Raw genomic sequence first — 15,386 nt, forward strand, 5'->3', positions numbered from 1 at the left:
GGATCCGCGCGGCGGCGGCCACCCGTGAATGAGAATCTATCTCATTCACGCCCATGAGCCCGGTCGATTGCTTTAGGCTGCCGGTCAGTTGTTTTAGATTGCCGCGCGCGCCATCTCGACGTCGTCGATCGCGTTCGACGACGCACGAATATCGCTCGGCGAAATGCCGTAGCGCTTGCGGAACGCGATCGAAAAATGTGCCGGGCTATAGCCGACGCGGTACGCGACGGTCGACACGTTCGCGTCCTCTGCACACAGCATCGCGTGCGCGGTCCGCAGCCGGTATTCCTGCAGGTACGCATACACGCTCGTGCCGAACACCTTGCGGAAACCGGCCGTCAGCTTGCGCGAATTCATCCCCACCCTGCCCGCGAGCGCATCAAGTGTGGGCGGCTGCTGAAGCTCGCGCGTCAGGATGTCGCTCGCCGCGTACACGCGCTCCACATCCGACGACGTGACGCGCACGTCGGCCGGCGCGAACTGCCGCTGCGTCGCCAGCAGCTGCGCGCTCAACGCCGTCAGTTCGAAGGCCTTGGCCTTCAGGTAGTACTCGCGCACCGCGCCCTCGAACGGGCAGGTCGCGATCTGCACCGCGAGCGCCTGCAGCGCCTTCGACGCCGGGCAACTGACGATGCGCGGATCGCCGCCCGTCGGCGCGAGCATCTTCTCCGGCAACAGGCTCAGGTTGCGGTCGAGCGCATCGAGACCGAGCTGCACGATCGTGTAGCGCAGCGGCGTGTCGCGGTCGTAGATCTGGTGCGTCGTGAATTCGCCGTCGTTGGCGATCACGCACAGGCCCGGCCCCTTGATGCATTGCTCGGGCTGGCCCGGCACACGGCAGCGCAGCTGCCCACTCTGCACGAGGACGAGCTTCAGCCCTTTTTCGAGCGGCTCCTCGTACCAGTCGCGGCTGTCCGAGCACAGCGTGCCGCTCAAGAGTTTCATGCCCGCGTCGATGTGCACCACGCCCGGATGATTGCCGGGCACGAGCACCGGCGGGTGACGTCGTGACGAAGCGAAGGAGGTCGAGCTCATCGGTGGTCCGTTGGTTAGGCGGCACGCGCGGCCCGGCGCGCGCCGGCGACAACCGGCCGATTGTCCGGCCGGGCCGGGCGGGCGCCGCGCGACAGGCGCCCGATCGAATGAAATTGCCGCGATATCGAAAGAAACGACGCTATCGCGGCACTTGTGACAAATGATAATACCTCTCATTTACATTTTCTGACAACTTGCCGGAACCCAAGGTCAGCACATGCAATCCTCCCTTCCCTCCGTGGCGCCGGCCTCCCCGGCCGACGCGCCCGACTGGCCCGACGACTTCGCACGCCATTACAGCGACGCCGGCTATTGGCAAGACACGACTTTCTTCGAGGCGCTCGACGCGCAAGCGCAGCGCGATCCCGATGCGCTCGCGATCGTCGACGGCGCCAGCCGGCTCAGCTATCGCGACCTGCTGGCGCGCATCCGCCCGCTGGCGGGCGGCTTCGCGCGTCTCGGCCTGACGCGCGGCGACGCGGTCGTCGTCCACCTGCCGAACGGCGCACCCTTCATCGAGACGTGTTTCGCGCTGTTCCAGCTCGGCGTGCGGCCGGTGCTCGCCCTCCCCGCTCACCGGCACTTCGAGATCGGCGCGTTCTGCCGCTTCGCCGGCGCGCGTGCGTATCTGGGCGCGGCGCAACTCGGCGAATTCGACTGCCGGCCGCTCGCAGCCGCGTTGCAGGCCGATTGCCCGACGCTCGAGCACGTCGTGATGGCCGGCGACGATCACGCGTTCACGCCGTTCGACGCGCTGTACGATGCGCCGCCGCTGCGCGAATGCGCGGCACGCGCCGACGACATCGCGTGCTTCCAGTTGTCGGGCGGCACGACCGGCACGCCGAAGCTGATTCCGCGCCGTCATCGCGAATACCTGTACAACGTGCGCGCGTGCAGCGCCGCGAGCGGCTTCGACGCCGATACCGTGTACCTCGCCGCGCTGCCGATGGCGCACAACTTCACGCTGTGCTGCCCCGGCACGATCGGCGCGCTGCTCGCGGGCGGGCGCGTCATCACGACCGGGCGGCCCGAGCCCGAACAGAGCTTCGCGCTGATCGCGCAGGAGCGCGTCACCCATACCGCGCTCGTGCCGCCGCTCGCGCTGCTGTGGCTCGACGAACAGCCGCAACGGCAGGCCGACCTGTCGAGCCTGCGCGTGCTGCAGGTCGGCGGCGCACGACTGATGGACCACGCGGCCGCGCTCGTGACGCCCGTGCTCGGCTGCCGGCTGCAACAGGTGTTCGGGATGGCGGAAGGGCTCATCTGCTGCACGCGGCTCGACGATTCGCCCGAACGGATTGCGCACACGCAGGGCCGCCCCGTGTCGGACGCCGACGAAGTACGCATCGTCGACGATGCCGGCGAACCGGTCGCACCCGGTGAAATCGGCGAACTGCAGGTGCGCGGCCCGTACACGATACGCGGCTACTACCGGCTCGCCGAGCACAACGCGACCGCGTTCACGGCCGACGGCTTCTATCGCAGCGGCGACCGCGTGCGGCGCACCGCGGACGGCGACCTCGTCGTCGAAGGCCGCGACAAGGACCAGATCAATCGCGGGGGCGAGAAGGTCTGCGCCGAGGAAGTCGAGAACCTGTTGCTCGCCCACCCGCAGGTGCATGACGCGGCCGTGGTCGCGATGCCCGACCCGCTGCTCGGCGAGCGCACGTGCGCGTTCGTCGTCGCCCGCGCACCCGCGCCGTCCAGGCTGGTGCTGAAACGCTACCTGCGCGACTGCGGGCTCGCGGCGTTCAAGATTCCCGATCGCATCGAGTTCATGCCGCGCTTTCCCGAAACCGGCATCGGCAAGACCAGCAAGAAATCGCTGCGCGACCTGCTGCGCCGCCAGCTGCAGGCGGCGGCCGCATGAGCGCACGACCGACCGATTCGAGCTGGATCCGCGAACTGCGACTGTCACCGTGCCCGCGCGCGCAGCTCGTCTGCTTTCCGCACGCCGGCGGCACCGCGAATTTCTTTCGCGGCTGGAGCCGCGCGCTGCCGTGGGACGTCGACCTGCTCGCGCTGCAGTATCCGGGCCGCGAGGAACGCTTCGGCGAGCCGTGCCTGACGTCGATCGACGCACTCGCCGGCCCCGCCGCCGACGCGCTGCAACGCTATACCCATGCGCCGCTCGTGCTGTTCGGGCACAGCCTCGGCGCGGCGCTTGCCTACGAGGTGGCGGCGCGACTCGAAGCGCGTGGCGCGGCGCCGCTTTACCTGGCCGTGTCCGCGTTGCCGCCGCCGCATCGCCAGCGCCTGTCGGACCTGCACCTGCAATCCGACGATGCGCTCGTGGGCGATGTCGCGCGGCTGTCCGGCGAGCACGCCGCGCTGCTCGCCGATCCGGAAATGCGCGCGATCTACCTGCCGATGATCCGCAGCGACTACCGCGCGATCGAGACGTATCGCCGCGACCGGCCGCCGCGGCTCAATACGCCGCTCGGCGTGATGCTGCCGCTTGCCGATTCCGAGCTCGACAACGACGAAGCGCACGCGTGGCAGGACGTCGCGTCGCGCCCGATCCGCATCGAGACGTTCAGCGGCGACCACTTCTATCTGCGCCACCAATACCCGACGGTGATCGCGCATCTGGTCGAACGGATCGACCAATCCCTTCGTTACGGAAAGGAGTACACATGAAGACACCGGACGCCTGCACGGGGCTGCCCGACATTCGCGAAGCCATCGATCGCCTGGACGCCGACATCATCGAGGCGCTCGGCCTGCGCATGCAATACGTGAAGGCTGCATCGCGCTTCAAGCCCGACGAAGCGAGCATCCCCGCGCCGGAACGGGTGGCCGCGATGCTGCCCGACCGGCGCCGCTGGGCCGAACAGGCCGGCCTCGACGGTGACTACGTCGAGACGCTGTTCTCGGGCCTGATCGCGTGGTACATCGCGCAGCAGACGCAGTATTGGCGGCAACAGCGGGGGCTCGCATGAACGCCGGCCTCCCGCTGCTGCACGACACGTTCGCCCGTGCGGCCCGCCGCGCCGCCGACACCGGCACGCCGACGCTCGCGTCGGTGTCGGTGCCGCTGCGTCCGCTCGACTTCTTCGACCTGATCGCCGCGTGGGACGACGGCGCCACGCCGTGGTTCTTCCACGAAGCCGGCGATGCGTCCGTCACGCTGTTCGGCTGGGACGGCGCGCTCGAACTGACCGCCACCGGCGACACGCGCTTCGCGCAGATCGATGCGCGCTGGCGCGCGCTCGTTCGCGATGCGGTGACGACCGGCCCGCAACCGCCGCGCCTCGTCGGCGGCTTCCGGTTCGATTCGCACGGCGCGCGCAGCGCACACTGGGCGCCGTTTCCCGACGCGAGCATGACGGTGGCGAAGCTGCTGATCGTGCGCGAAGGCGACGCGCACTGGGCCGTCTGCCAGCACGTCGTCGCCGCGCACGACGATCCGGCCGCGCTCGCGCATGCGTGCCTCGCGCGCATCGAGTCGCTCGGCACACTCGCCGCCGCCCAGGACGACGATGCTCCACACTTGCTGCACACGCAGGCGCTGCAAGCCAGCGAATGGCAGCACGAAGTACGGCGCGCGGTGGACGCGATCCACGGCGGCGCGTTCGGAAAGGTCGTGCTCGCGCGCGACGTGCTCGACCAGTACGCGCGGCCCGTTGCCGTCGCGCCGCTGCTGCGCCGGCTGCGCAAGCGCGACGCGCATGCGCACCTGTTCGCGATCCGCCGTGAAGGCGCCTGCTTCGTCGGCGCCACGCCGGAACGGCTCGCGCGTGTCGCGGCCGGCGACGTGCGCACGCATGCGCTGGCCGGGACGATCCGGCGCGGCGCCACGCCCGACGACGACCGCGCGCTCGGCGCCGCGCTGATGGATTCCGCGAAGGAACGCTTCGAACACGCGCTCGTCGTCGACGCGATCCGCGCGGCGCTCGCGCCGCTGTCGCGCGCGCTCGACGTGCCCGAGCAACCGTCGCTGCACCGGCTGCCGAGGCTGCAGCACCTGAGCACGCCGATCCGCGCGACGCTGAAGGCGGACGCGACGTTGCTGCAGGTCGTCGCGGCGCTGCACCCGACGCCGGCGGTGGCCGGCCATCCGCGCGCCGAAGCGCTCGACCATATCCGCGCGCATGAAGGCTTCGATCGCGGCTGGTATGCGGCGCCCGTCGGCTGGATCGACGCGCACGGCAACGGCGACTTCATCGTCGCGCTGCGCTCCGCGCTGGTCGACGGCGGCGCCTGCCGGTTGTTCGCGGGCTGCGGCATCGTCGCCGATTCCGATCCGGTCAACGAATATCAGGAGACCGAACTCAAGTTGTCGGGCATGCAGGCGGCGATCCGCGTGCGCGATGCGACGGCGGATGCCGATGCACGTGGCCCGGCGAAGGTATCGGCCTCGTCGACGGTCGACTGATGCGTCCGCGTGGCGGCCGCGCGCATCACAATAGCGGCAGCGTGAGCCGGATATGCTCGGCGAACGCCGCCGTCAGATGCGACGGCCGCTTGCGATCGAATTTCAGCGCAATGCCCACGGCCGGTAACGGCGGCAGGCGCGGATCGCCGGTGACGATCGCCAGGTCGGCCGGTACCGCCGTCTGCGTCATCACCGCGAACGCCTGCCCCGAACGCACCAGCGCAATCAGCCCCGCGAGACTGCTGCTCGCATACGCGACGCGGTAATCGCGGCCCGCGCGATCCAGCGCCTCGCAGGCGGCGATGTGATCGAGCGTGTCGCGATCGGACAGCGCCAGCGGCAACGGATCGAAATATGCGGGTTCGAGCCCCGGATAGCCGATCCAGACCAGTTGCTCGCGGCGAATGATGGCGTCGTTCGATCCGTCGTCCGGCAATGAAATCATCGCCAGATCGACTGCGCGTTTCTCCAGCTGCTCGATGAGCCGCGGCGTCGGCCCGCATACGACTTCGACGATCGCCTGCGGATGCTGGCTCGAGAACTGCCGCAACAGCGACGGCAGCCAGACTTCCGCGTAATCGTCCGGGCAGCCGAAGCGGATCGTCCCCGACAACCCCGTGCCGCACAGGTCGGCCATCGCCTCGTCGTGCAGCCGCAGGATGCGTTGCGCGTGCACCAGCAGCCGCTCGCCCGGGTGGGTCAGCACCACGCCGCGCCCGGTGCGCTGGAACAGCGGCTGGTCGACGACCTCCTCGAGCCGCTTCATCTGCTGGCTGAGCGCGGACTGGGTCCGGCCCACGCGCGCGGCCGCGCGGCTGAGCGCGCGCACCTCGGCGATCACGACGAACGAGCGCAGCAGGTCGATTTCGAGCGAAAGCGCCAAGGTATTAGCTCCTTTTCTACCTTGCATTAGAACTATTCGTTTCCATCAAACCAGACGCGCGCCTAGACTGCAAGCGCCCCCTGCCCCCTCCCTGGAGACGCCCGATGTCCCTGAACGACGACCCGACCTTCTGGCGCCACGCCAGGCAGCACCTGGTCCGCTACGGCGGCACGTTCGAGCCGATGATCATCGAACGCGCGCAAGGCAGCTTCGTGTACGACGCGGACGGCCGCGCGATCCTCGATTTCACGTCGGGCCAGATGAGCGCGGTGCTCGGCCACAGCCATCCGGAGATCGTGTCCGTGATCGGCGAGTACGCAGGCAAGCTCGACCACCTGTTCAGCGGGATGCTGTCGCGGCCGGTCGTCGACCTTGCGACGCGCCTCGCCGACATCACGCCCGCCGGGCTCGATCGCGCGCTGTTGCTCAGCACCGGTGCGGAATCGAACGAAGCGGCGATCCGGATGGCGAAGCTCGTCACCGGCAAGTACGAGATCGTCGGCTTCGCGCAGTCGTGGCACGGGATGACCGGCGCGGCTGCATCGGCCACGTACAGCGCCGGCCGCAAGGGCGTCGGGCCGGCCGCCGTCGGCTCGTTCGCGATTCCGGCGCCGTTCACGTACCGGCCGCGCTTCGAGCGCAACGGTGCCTACGACTACCTGGCCGAACTCGACTACGCGTTCGACCTGATCGATCGCCAGTCGAGCGGCAACCTCGCGGCGTTCATCGCGGAACCGATCCTCAGCTCGGGCGGGATCATCGAACTGCCGGCAGGCTATATGGCGGCGCTCAAGCGCAAGTGCGAGGAACGCGGGATGCTGCTGATCCTCGACGAGGCGCAAACGGGCGTCGGCCGCACCGGCACGATGTTCGCGTGCCAGCGCGACGGCGTGACGCCCGACATCCTGACGCTGTCGAAGACGCTCGGCGCCGGGCTGCCGCTCGCGGCGATGGTGACGTCCGCGGCCATCGAGGAACGCGCGCACGAACTCGGCTACCTGTTCTACACGACGCACGTGTCGGATCCGCTGCCGGCTGCCGTCGGCCTGCGCGTGCTGGACGTCGTGCAGCGCGACGGGCTCGTCGAGCGGGCGAACGTGATGGGCGACCGGCTCCGGCGCGGCCTGCTCGACCTGATGGAGCGCTTCGACTGCATCGGCGACGTGCGTGGGCGCGGGCTGCTGCTCGGCGTCGAGATCGTCAAGGATCGCCGCACGAAGGAACCGGCGGACGGGCTCGGCGCGAAGATCACGCGCGAATGCATGAATCTCGGGCTCAGCATGAACATCGTGCAGTTGCCGGGCATGGGCGGTGTATTCCGGATCGCGCCGCCGCTGACCGTCAGCGAAGCGGAAATCGATCTCGGGTTGTCGTTGCTCGAACAGGCGATCCGGCGCGCACTGTAACGGAACACCCGATGCAACGGCACGCGCCTCGAAACCTAGTCGAGCCGCCCGGTCCGGAACACGCTGCGCAATTCGTCGTGGTTGTGGACGTTGAGCCGGCGATAGATCTTGCGAACATGATCGACGACGGTGCTGTCGCTCAGCGCGAAGTCGCGCGCAATCTCGCTGTGCGAGCGGCCCAGCACGAGCTGCTCACAGAGTTCGCGTTGTCGCTCGGTCAGGCCGAACGCGAAACCGAGTCGTTCGACCATCAGCCTGAGCGGCGGAAAGTGTTCGATATGGATCACGATCGCGGCATCGCGTTGCGACGCGACCGCGTCGGTACATCGATAGGCCTTGAAGCGGAAACGCCCCGCCGGGTTGCGACGCTCGAGCGTCGCAGGGGGGGCCGGGTAGCCGAGCCAGGTCCGTTTGAGGTTCGACCCTAGCGGCGCAAGCCAGTCCGGCAAGCGTTCGTGACGATAGAACGCGAGCGGCTCGCCGGTCGCGAGCGCCAGCATCCGGATGCTGTCCGCGTTGTGCAGCAGGAGCCGGCCGTCGTCGTCGACCACCAGGGTCGCGGACTCGCTGCATTCCGATTCGTGCAGCGTGGGCTGCACGGGCCGCGACAGCGCATGGGCCAGATGCCGCGCCACGGGTTCGATGTCGCGATGGTTCTTTTCCGAGAATGGACGACAGCCCGATGCGCGCGACAGCAGCAGGCTGCCCCAGCCGCGCGTGCCGTCCGTCGCGGTCAGCTCGAGACAGTGGCGCATCGACACCGGCCGCCACAGATCCGCGTACATCTCGCTCGACAGCAGTGCATCGTCGTGGTGCGCGCTGTTGTCGAAACCGCGTCCGCGGCGCATCGCATCGGAAAACGTGACGCCCGGCACCTTCTGCCGCTCGGTGTCGTGGATGTGCGAGAAATACGCCGGCAACAACGCGTACACCGCTTCGTTTTCGCTGTACACGTCCGACACGGCGTAGTGCTCGTCGGCATAGAAGAACATGCCCCAATCGGCACCGACGATGTGCCGGGCCGCCTCAACCACGTGAGGAATGATGAGGCGCGGCTCGACGGCAAGCGAACAGAGCCGCCGAATATGACTCGCAAGCGCGACGTGTTTGTCAGACATGAATGCGCTCCTCGAACATGCACCAGATTCGTTCGCGCGTCATGGCGAGACGCTCGACTGCATACGTTTCGCGATGTCTGTGCAGTGTAGGCATTCCACATGACAACGACGGCAAATACCCCCTTTCAAGAGGGCGTTAAACCGGCATGCGGGTTCTATCATTCCGCCATTCCGGCTGCATTCGCGTGACGAAACCACTCCTGCGTTCGGCATGGGGGATTTGTCCGGCGCGATGCAATGGCGGCGGAATGACCCGATTCACGATGCGCGAGTCAAACGCGCACAAGACGACTCGACACGTGCGACAGAACCATGGCGCGAAGCCGCGCATGCCGATGCGTCAGTCGCCGGAACACTTTGGGGAATGGCCGGGGGAGGATCGACGTTGCGCGTACGGAACGTCGACATACGCGGACGATGCAGCATCCGCGTCGTGGTTGTTGCATTGCTTGTTCATGTGAGGTGCCACGATGAAGAGCATGTACAAGACGGCACTGGCCGTCGTTTGTGTGGTGGGTGCGTCAGGCCTCGCCCGGGCGCAGGACGATGGCGCAGCGTCAGCGTCGAGCAAGCCGTCCGACTCGGCGATCAGCGCGACGTCGATGGGCAGCATGCCCAGCGCCGGGGCGCAGGCAGGTGGGCCGACCGGGCTCACGCGCGCACAGGTCAAGGAGGAATACCAGCGGATGCAGAAGTCGGGGGAACTCCAGCGTCTCAACCAGCTGTACGAAGGCGGCCAGTAGCGGCAGATATCCGGCTCGGCGTGGTCGCTCGTGTATCGGGTGGGGGTGGCTGGCGCGACCATGCATGGCCGGCGGATGGATGACGAGCAGAAGCGCGCGCGGCGTTCCTTCATGCCGAGCGCGACAGGTTGAAAAAAGCACGGACCGTATCCGTCCGTGATGCATGCACGTACGTGCATGCCAGCGCGCCGCCGGCTTGTTGCAGGCCGGCGGGCATCGCGAATTGCGCACGCACACAAGCCTGCTCGACCCTGTCGACGGCCAGCCGATTCACGCTCGTGTCGGCGAGCGTCAGCCCGCTTCGGCCGCCCACGCGACCGCATCGGCGCCGGCCGGAATGCGCATCGGGCTCGACGGATCGGTCGCCGCGCGCCACACGGCTTCGGCGACGTCCTGCGCGTGGGTGATCGGCGCGGCTTCGTCGACGATGCGCGCAAAGACCGCCGCGGCAAATTCCGCATAAGCCTCGTGCTCGAAGCCGTGCATGTGCGCGCGCGCGTTGTCGGCGAAACGCGTGTCGGGCGCACGGCCCGGCAACACGAGATGCGCACGCACGCCGAACGGCGCGAGTTCGAGCGCCACCGATTCGGTGTACGCATTGACCGCCGCCTTGCTGGCGCGATAGGCGGCGAGCAGCGGCAGCACCTTCAGCGTGACGCTCGACGTGACGTTCACGACCACGCCGGCCCCGCGCCGGCGCAACTGCGGCAGCACGGCTTCCGTCACCGCGATCGTGCCGATCGTGTTGGTTTCGAACAGCGCGCGCACGGTGTCGATCGGCATCAGTTCGGCCGGTGCGGCCGCGCCGAAACCCGCATTGTTGACGAGCACGTCGATCGGGCCGGCGGCGTCGATCGCCGCGCGGATGCTGTCGGGATTCGTGACATCGAGCGCCAGCACGCGCAGGTTCGGCGACGGCGGCAGCACGTCCTCGCGCGGCGTACGCATCGTCGCGACGACCTGCCAGTCACGGGCCCGGAAGTAACGGGCAATCTCGAGGCCGAAGCCGGAGGAACAGCCGGTGATCAATACGGTCTTCATGCGAACTCACTCCTGTGACGTGTTGAGCATGTGTTCGTACGATAGATGGCCGGATCCGTATTCGCTACAATCGAAAATCCGATTTTCTTTTGCGAGAGTCCGGCGATGATCGATCCGTTGGCCGAGGTCGTGACACTGTTGCAGCCGAGCACGCGGTATTCCAAGCTGGTTCACGGCGCAAGCCCCTGGCGCATCAGCCGGACGGTCGCCGGCGAGCCGTTCTACTGCGCGGTCCTGGATGGCGGGTGCCGGATCGCGATCGACGGACATCCGCCGATCGATCTGCTGCCCGGCGATTTCGTGTTGATTCCGGCCGCCTACGGCGTCTCGATATCCAGCTTCGAACTGCCGCCGCCGGGTGTCGAAACGGCCGCCCCGGTCGTGCTCGACAACGGCGAATACCGGATCGGCGACGCGGACCGCCCGGTCGACACGCGCCTGATGGCCGGCAATTGCAGCTTCAGTTCGCCCGACGCTGCGCTGCTGGTGTCGCTGCTGCCGCAATACGTGCACGTGCGCGGCGAGCCGCGCCTGACCACGCTCGTGCAACTGGTGCGGGACGAATCGCGTGCGCAGCGGCCCGCGCGCGAACTCGTGCTGTCGCGCCTCGTCGAAGTGTTGCTGATCGAGGCATTGCGGTTCTCAGCCGGCACGGATGCGTCGCCCGGCCTCGTGCGCGGGCTCGCCGACAGCCGTCTCGCCGCCGCGATCCGCGGCATGCACGCACGCCCCGCGCACCCGTGGACGGTCGTCGAACTCGCCAGGGAAGCGGCGCTGTCGCGCTCGACCTTCTTCGAGCGCTTCAGCCGCGCAGTCGGCGTCGCGCCGATGGAATACCTGCTCACGTGGCGCATGGCGCTCGCGAAGAATCTGCTCCGTCGCGACGAAGGCCGCATCGCGGAGATCGCCGGGCGCGTCGGCTACAGTTCCGCCAGCACCTTCAGCGTCGCGTTCACGCGGCACGTCGGCCGGCCGCCCGCTCAATATGCGCGCGACGAACGCGCAGCGAGCGACGAATGACCCGCGTCCGCCACCGCCCTCCCGCGACCCGCGGTCACGCTCCGTCACGCGACGACGATGTACGAGGCACTCGATGACGACAACGGCAAAGGACGTCGGCGCCCCCGACCACTGGCTCGTCGCGCGGCGCGATGCGGAAACCGGCATCGAAAGCCTGCATGCGCATTTCAACGGCCATGCTTACGATGCGCACGATCACGACGACATGCTGGTCGGCTTCACCGAACAGGGCGTACAGCAATTCCACTGCCACCGGTCGGTGCATACGAGCGTGCCGGGCCGTGCGATCCTGATCGAGCCGGGCGCACTGCACGACGGCCATGCGCCCGAAGCCGGCGGCTTCACCTACGGGATGCTGTACCTGCCGCAAGCGTGGGTCGAGTGCGCGGCGCGCCGGCTCGACCTGCCGGGCCTCGGCGGCGTCGAGGCGTCGTTCGGCCATACGCTCGTCGACGATCGCGGCCTTGTCGACGCGATCCGCCAGGCGTTTCTCGCGATCCACGGCAACGAAGGCAAGCTCGCGCGCGACCAGACGCTCGACCGCCTGCTGATCCGGCTCGGTGGCGAACTGCGCGGGCCGCTCGTGCTGGAAAGCGCCGTCGTGCCACCCGCGATCGCACGCGTGCGCGATCTGCTGCATGAACACATGGACGGCAACATCGGGCTCGACGAGTTGGCCAGCGTCGCCGGGATCGACCGGTTCCGGCTGACGCGGCTGTTCCAGCGTGCGTTCGGCACGTCGCCGCACGCGTATCTGGTGCGCTTGCGGCTGCGTGCCGCGCGCCGGCTGCTGGCAGCGGGCCGCACGCCCGCGCAGGCGGCCGCGGACGTCGGCTTCGCCGACCAGAGCCACCTGGGCCGCTGGTTCCGCCGCGCGTACCGGATCACGCCGGCCGCCTACCGGCAACTGTGCACAAACGTTCCAGACTGATCGTGCGCGGCATCCGATCATGAGCGTCTCTACAAGGAGCACTCATGTTCGATACCAAGGTCGCGCTGATCGTGCGCGACGATCTCGCCGCGTGGCAAAAACTCAATGTCGTCGCGTTTCTCGCGACCGGCATTGCGGCCGAAGCACCCGAAGCACTCGGCGAGCCGTACGAGGATGCGGCGGGACGCCGCTACGGCCGCATGCTGGGCCAGCCGATGCTGGTGTTCGCGGCCGACCTGAACGGCCTGCAGGCCGCACACCGGCAGGCGCTGTCGCGCGAGCTCACGATCGTGCCCTACGTGCATGCGATGTTTTCGACCGGGCACGACGCGGCCAACCGCGAAGTGTTTCGCGCCGGCGATGCGGAGAATCTCGACTTCGTCGGGCTGGCGCTGCGCGGGCCGAAGAAGGCGGTGGAAAAAGCCGTGAAGGGGCTGGCGTTGCATGCTTAAACGCCGGCGAAGCCGCCCGGCGGGCCAATTCAGCGATGCGCGAGCACGTTGACCAGCTTGCCGAACGGATCGCGCACATAGAACCGCCGCACGCCCCACGGCTCGTCAGCCGGGCCGTACTCGACCGGAATCCCGGCCGCAAGCACACGCGCGAGTGCTTCATCGACGTCGTCGACCTCGATCGACAGATCGGGCGTCGGCGTGCCCGATCCACCCTCCGATGCGAAGCTGATCTGCACGTCCATCTGCTCGGCATTGCCGTAGGTCGCGATCCAGCCGTGATCCATCAGCAGGTCGAGGCCGAAGATCCGTTGGTAGAAGCGCTTTGCGTCGTCGACTGATCGGGTGTCGATATTGGCGACGATCCGTTTGACTTTCATCGGGTGCCTGCGCGGGTCGTGACAGTACCGCGACGCTACACCGGAACCGCGCGCGCAACCAGTGCGTCAGCGGCCGGCCGCCTCCATGTTCGCCCGCCGCGCCCGCGCGGGCCGCTCTACGCGCTTGCCGGCCAGCCACACGCCGATCGCGACGACCACGATGCCGAGATAGGTCGTCACCTCGATCCGGTCGCCGAACATCCATGCGGCCCACATCAGCGTCACGGGCGGTTCGAGATAGACGAGGGTCGCCACGCGCGTCGCGGGCATGCGCTTGAGCAGCGCCCACAGCGACAGGTAGGCGATGAAGGTCGAGAACACCGTCAGCCACACGACGGAGACCCACACGTTCGGCTGGGTCGGCACGTGCAGGTCGCCCGTGACGATCCCGCACACCGCGAACAGCACGAGGCTCACGCAGCCCTGCACGAACAGCGGCAGGAACAGGCCGTCCTCGTTGCTGCGCGCGGCCGTCAGCGCGCGGCGCCGCTGATAGATCGTCGCGATCGACAGCCCCAATGCGGACACCAGCGGCAGCAGGTACATCACGAGCCCGACCGACCCGGCCGGCAGCGCATATTGCCCGCCGATCACGATACCCACGCCGACGAACCCGACGACGAGCCCGGCCCACTGGCGCGCCCCGCTGCGCTCGCTGCCTTCCATTGCCGTCATCGCGGCCGTGATGAGCGGCTGCATCGCGGCGACGATTGCGGCGATGCCAGGCGGCAGGCCATGCTGAATCGCCACATACACGCAGGCCAGGTAAAGAAACTGCGACAGGAAGCCGATCACCGCGTGATAGCGAAGCTTCTCCCACGTCAGGCGCCCGAGCTGCCGGTTGAGGACGATCGCCAGGCACAGCGTGACGAGCAGGAACCGCCAGAACAGCAGGTTGAACGCGCCGGCCGTCTCCGCGCCGAGCTTGGCGCCGATGAAGCCGGAACTCCACGACAACACGAAAACGAGCTGGAGCAGGAATAACTGCATGGCGCGACGGCTCTCAGAAAGTTGCCGGGGACAGACGCTGGTCCGCCAGATCCCCGGGGCGAATCGGTTCGATCCCGAGGCGGTGGTACTGCAGTTCGGCGTCGTCCCGGAGCGCGCGCTGCAGCGCCAGCCAGTTGACGACCGTGCGCGGGATGCCGTCGTCCGACGCGAGATGCCAGAACCCGTTGTCGTCCTCCCGCGTGGTCGGGCAATGAAACGACAGCACCAGCGACATGCGCCGTCCCGCCTCGACCGGTTCGACGCCATGGAACAGCTTGCTGCCGTAGATGAGCAGCGCGTCGCCCGCGTTGTCCAGGTTCGCGGTCTTCACATGCCGGCGTTCGCGATCGTGGCGGTCGAACGTCTCCGCGGTCGATTCGTAGAACAGAAAGTTTCCGCCCTCGTAGTCGGATCGATCCGACAGCACGATGTTCAGCACGAAGCTGGTGCCGTCGGTGTGCCACATGCCCAGCTGTTCCTTGCCGTCGCGCTGGCTCGTCGGGTAGTAGTAGTTGAACTGCGACCGCGCATTGACCATCGGATACGGAATCAGCGGCACACCGGCCAGACGCGACACCCTCAGCAGGAATGCGCGGTCGTGCATCATGTCGTCGATGAACCGCGAGCGCTCCGTCACCGCACGCACGCGCTTCGAGATGATCCAGTTGCTGCTCGACGCACTGCGCTCCAGCGCGCGGCCGATCTCGCGCAACGCATGAACCGCTTCGTCCGAAAACAAGCCGCGAAGATGGCACACCGCGTTGAGCGCGTCCGAGCGCGTGCCGCGCATCGGCACGCCGCGATAGCCGAGGGCGTCGAGATTGCGCCGGTATCGCACTTCATAGCCGTCGCGCAGGCAGGCGCTGCTCCAGCGCATCGGTTCCGTCGCGGCGTCCAGCGAGCCGTCGACATTCGCGCCGCCGGACAGCGACGTCTGCAGCGCAAGCCTCACCCGATCGAACCCTCGCGCAAACACCGGCAATGCATTTCCCTTGTTCATCGCGTGCCT

General features: G+C 68.0%; 17 protein-coding genes. 9 read left to right on the top strand and 8 right to left on the bottom strand.

The genetic code is table 11. The features are described 5' to 3' along the window. Window positions 1–93 precede the first annotated feature (93 nt). Complete coding sequence (locus CFB50_RS29875; RefSeq protein WP_069252297.1) at window positions 94–1,035, bottom strand: helix-turn-helix transcriptional regulator; 942 nt, start codon at window positions 1,033–1,035, stop codon at window positions 94–96. A gap of 217 nt (window positions 1,036–1,252) precedes the next feature. On the opposite strand from CFB50_RS29875, the gene CFB50_RS29880 reads away from it, so the two are divergent. Genes CFB50_RS29880 through CFB50_RS29895 form a run of 4 tightly spaced genes read left to right on the top strand, consistent with a single transcriptional unit; the run spans window position 1,253 to window position 5,413 of the window. Next, window positions 1,253–2,905 carry a (2,3-dihydroxybenzoyl)adenylate synthase gene (locus CFB50_RS29880; RefSeq protein WP_089448169.1) on the top strand — a complete coding sequence of 551 codons (1,653 nt, stop codon included), beginning with the start codon at window positions 1,253–1,255 and terminating at the stop codon, window positions 2,903–2,905. Next, a complete protein-coding gene (locus tag CFB50_RS29885; protein WP_069252299.1) occupies window positions 2,902–3,675 on the top strand; it encodes a thioesterase II family protein in 774 nt (257 codons plus the stop codon). The genes CFB50_RS29880 and CFB50_RS29885 overlap by 4 nt, the downstream gene beginning before the upstream one ends. Further along, window positions 3,672–3,977: an isochorismate lyase gene (locus tag CFB50_RS29890; RefSeq protein WP_089448170.1), complete on the top strand. Its 306-nt coding sequence runs from the start codon at window positions 3,672–3,674 to the stop codon at window positions 3,975–3,977. The genes CFB50_RS29885 and CFB50_RS29890 overlap by 4 nt, the downstream gene beginning before the upstream one ends. Further along, window positions 3,974–5,413, top strand: coding sequence for an isochorismate synthase (locus CFB50_RS29895; protein ID WP_089448171.1), 1,440 nt, complete (start codon window positions 3,974–3,976; stop codon window positions 5,411–5,413). The genes CFB50_RS29890 and CFB50_RS29895 overlap by 4 nt, the downstream gene beginning before the upstream one ends. A gap of 25 nt (window positions 5,414–5,438) precedes the next feature. On the opposite strand, the gene CFB50_RS29900 is transcribed toward CFB50_RS29895, so the two are convergent. Further along, entirely contained in the window at window positions 5,439–6,323 is an 885-nt protein-coding gene (locus CFB50_RS29900) for a LysR family transcriptional regulator (RefSeq protein WP_069252302.1), read from the bottom strand. Between the two features lie 77 nt (window positions 6,324–6,400). On the opposite strand from CFB50_RS29900, the gene CFB50_RS29905 reads away from it, so the two are divergent. After that, entirely contained in the window at window positions 6,401–7,702 is a 1,302-nt protein-coding gene (locus tag CFB50_RS29905) for an aspartate aminotransferase family protein (RefSeq protein ID WP_089448173.1), read from the top strand. A gap of 35 nt (window positions 7,703–7,737) precedes the next feature. Here the strand turns inward: CFB50_RS29905 and CFB50_RS29910 are convergent, their stop codons facing one another. Next, window positions 7,738–8,820 carry a helix-turn-helix transcriptional regulator gene (locus CFB50_RS29910; RefSeq protein WP_069252304.1) on the bottom strand — a complete coding sequence of 361 codons (1,083 nt, stop codon included), beginning with the start codon at window positions 8,818–8,820 and terminating at the stop codon, window positions 7,738–7,740. A gap of 470 nt (window positions 8,821–9,290) precedes the next feature. On the opposite strand from CFB50_RS29910, the gene CFB50_RS29915 reads away from it, so the two are divergent. Further along, window positions 9,291–9,563, top strand: coding sequence for a hypothetical protein (locus CFB50_RS29915; RefSeq protein WP_089448174.1), 273 nt, complete (start codon window positions 9,291–9,293; stop codon window positions 9,561–9,563). A 109-nt stretch (window positions 9,564–9,672) separates the two neighbouring features. Here CFB50_RS29915 and CFB50_RS39695 read toward each other — a convergent pair whose 3' ends face one another. Next, a complete protein-coding gene (locus CFB50_RS39695; protein WP_179254246.1) occupies window positions 9,673–9,837 on the bottom strand; it encodes a hypothetical protein in 165 nt (54 codons plus the stop codon). Between the two features lie 17 nt (window positions 9,838–9,854). Next, window positions 9,855–10,604: an SDR family oxidoreductase gene (locus tag CFB50_RS29925; RefSeq protein ID WP_089448176.1), complete on the bottom strand. Its 750-nt coding sequence runs from the start codon at window positions 10,602–10,604 to the stop codon at window positions 9,855–9,857. A gap of 45 nt (window positions 10,605–10,649) precedes the next feature. Between CFB50_RS29925 and CFB50_RS29930 the strand changes: the two genes are divergently transcribed. From CFB50_RS29930 to CFB50_RS29940, 3 genes are all read left to right on the top strand, one after another. Next, the gene (locus CFB50_RS29930; protein WP_089448177.1) at window positions 10,650–11,624 is read left to right on the top strand and encodes an AraC family transcriptional regulator; all 975 of its coding nucleotides are present in this window, start codon (window positions 10,650–10,652) and stop codon (window positions 11,622–11,624) included. A 73-nt stretch (window positions 11,625–11,697) separates the two neighbouring features. After that, window positions 11,698–12,555, top strand: a complete 858-nt coding sequence (locus CFB50_RS29935) for an AraC family transcriptional regulator (RefSeq protein ID WP_089448178.1) — start codon at window positions 11,698–11,700, stop codon at window positions 12,553–12,555. A gap of 44 nt (window positions 12,556–12,599) precedes the next feature. Then, window positions 12,600–13,007, top strand: a complete 408-nt coding sequence (locus tag CFB50_RS29940; protein WP_069252309.1) for a DUF2000 family protein — start codon at window positions 12,600–12,602, stop codon at window positions 13,005–13,007. Window positions 13,008–13,036: 29 nt separating this feature from the next. On the opposite strand, the gene CFB50_RS29945 is transcribed toward CFB50_RS29940, so the two are convergent. The 3 genes from CFB50_RS29945 to CFB50_RS29955 all read right to left on the bottom strand — a co-directional run bounded on the left by CFB50_RS29945 (window position 13,037) and on the right by CFB50_RS29955 (window position 15,377). Further along, window positions 13,037–13,387 carry a VOC family protein gene (locus CFB50_RS29945; protein WP_089448179.1) on the bottom strand — a complete coding sequence of 117 codons (351 nt, stop codon included), beginning with the start codon at window positions 13,385–13,387 and terminating at the stop codon, window positions 13,037–13,039. A 66-nt stretch (window positions 13,388–13,453) separates the two neighbouring features. Beyond that, on the bottom strand, window positions 13,454–14,377 hold the full coding sequence (locus tag CFB50_RS29950) for a DMT family transporter (RefSeq protein WP_089448180.1): 924 nt from the start codon (window positions 14,375–14,377) through the stop codon (window positions 13,454–13,456). A gap of 13 nt (window positions 14,378–14,390) precedes the next feature. Beyond that, complete coding sequence (locus CFB50_RS29955) at window positions 14,391–15,377, bottom strand: 2OG-Fe(II) oxygenase family protein (protein WP_089448181.1); 987 nt, start codon at window positions 15,375–15,377, stop codon at window positions 14,391–14,393. Window positions 15,378–15,386: the final 9 nt, after the last annotated feature.

It is taken from the genome of Burkholderia sp. AU33423 (assembly GCF_002223135.1).
GTDB lineage: Bacteria > Pseudomonadota > Gammaproteobacteria > Burkholderiales > Burkholderiaceae > Burkholderia > Burkholderia lata_D.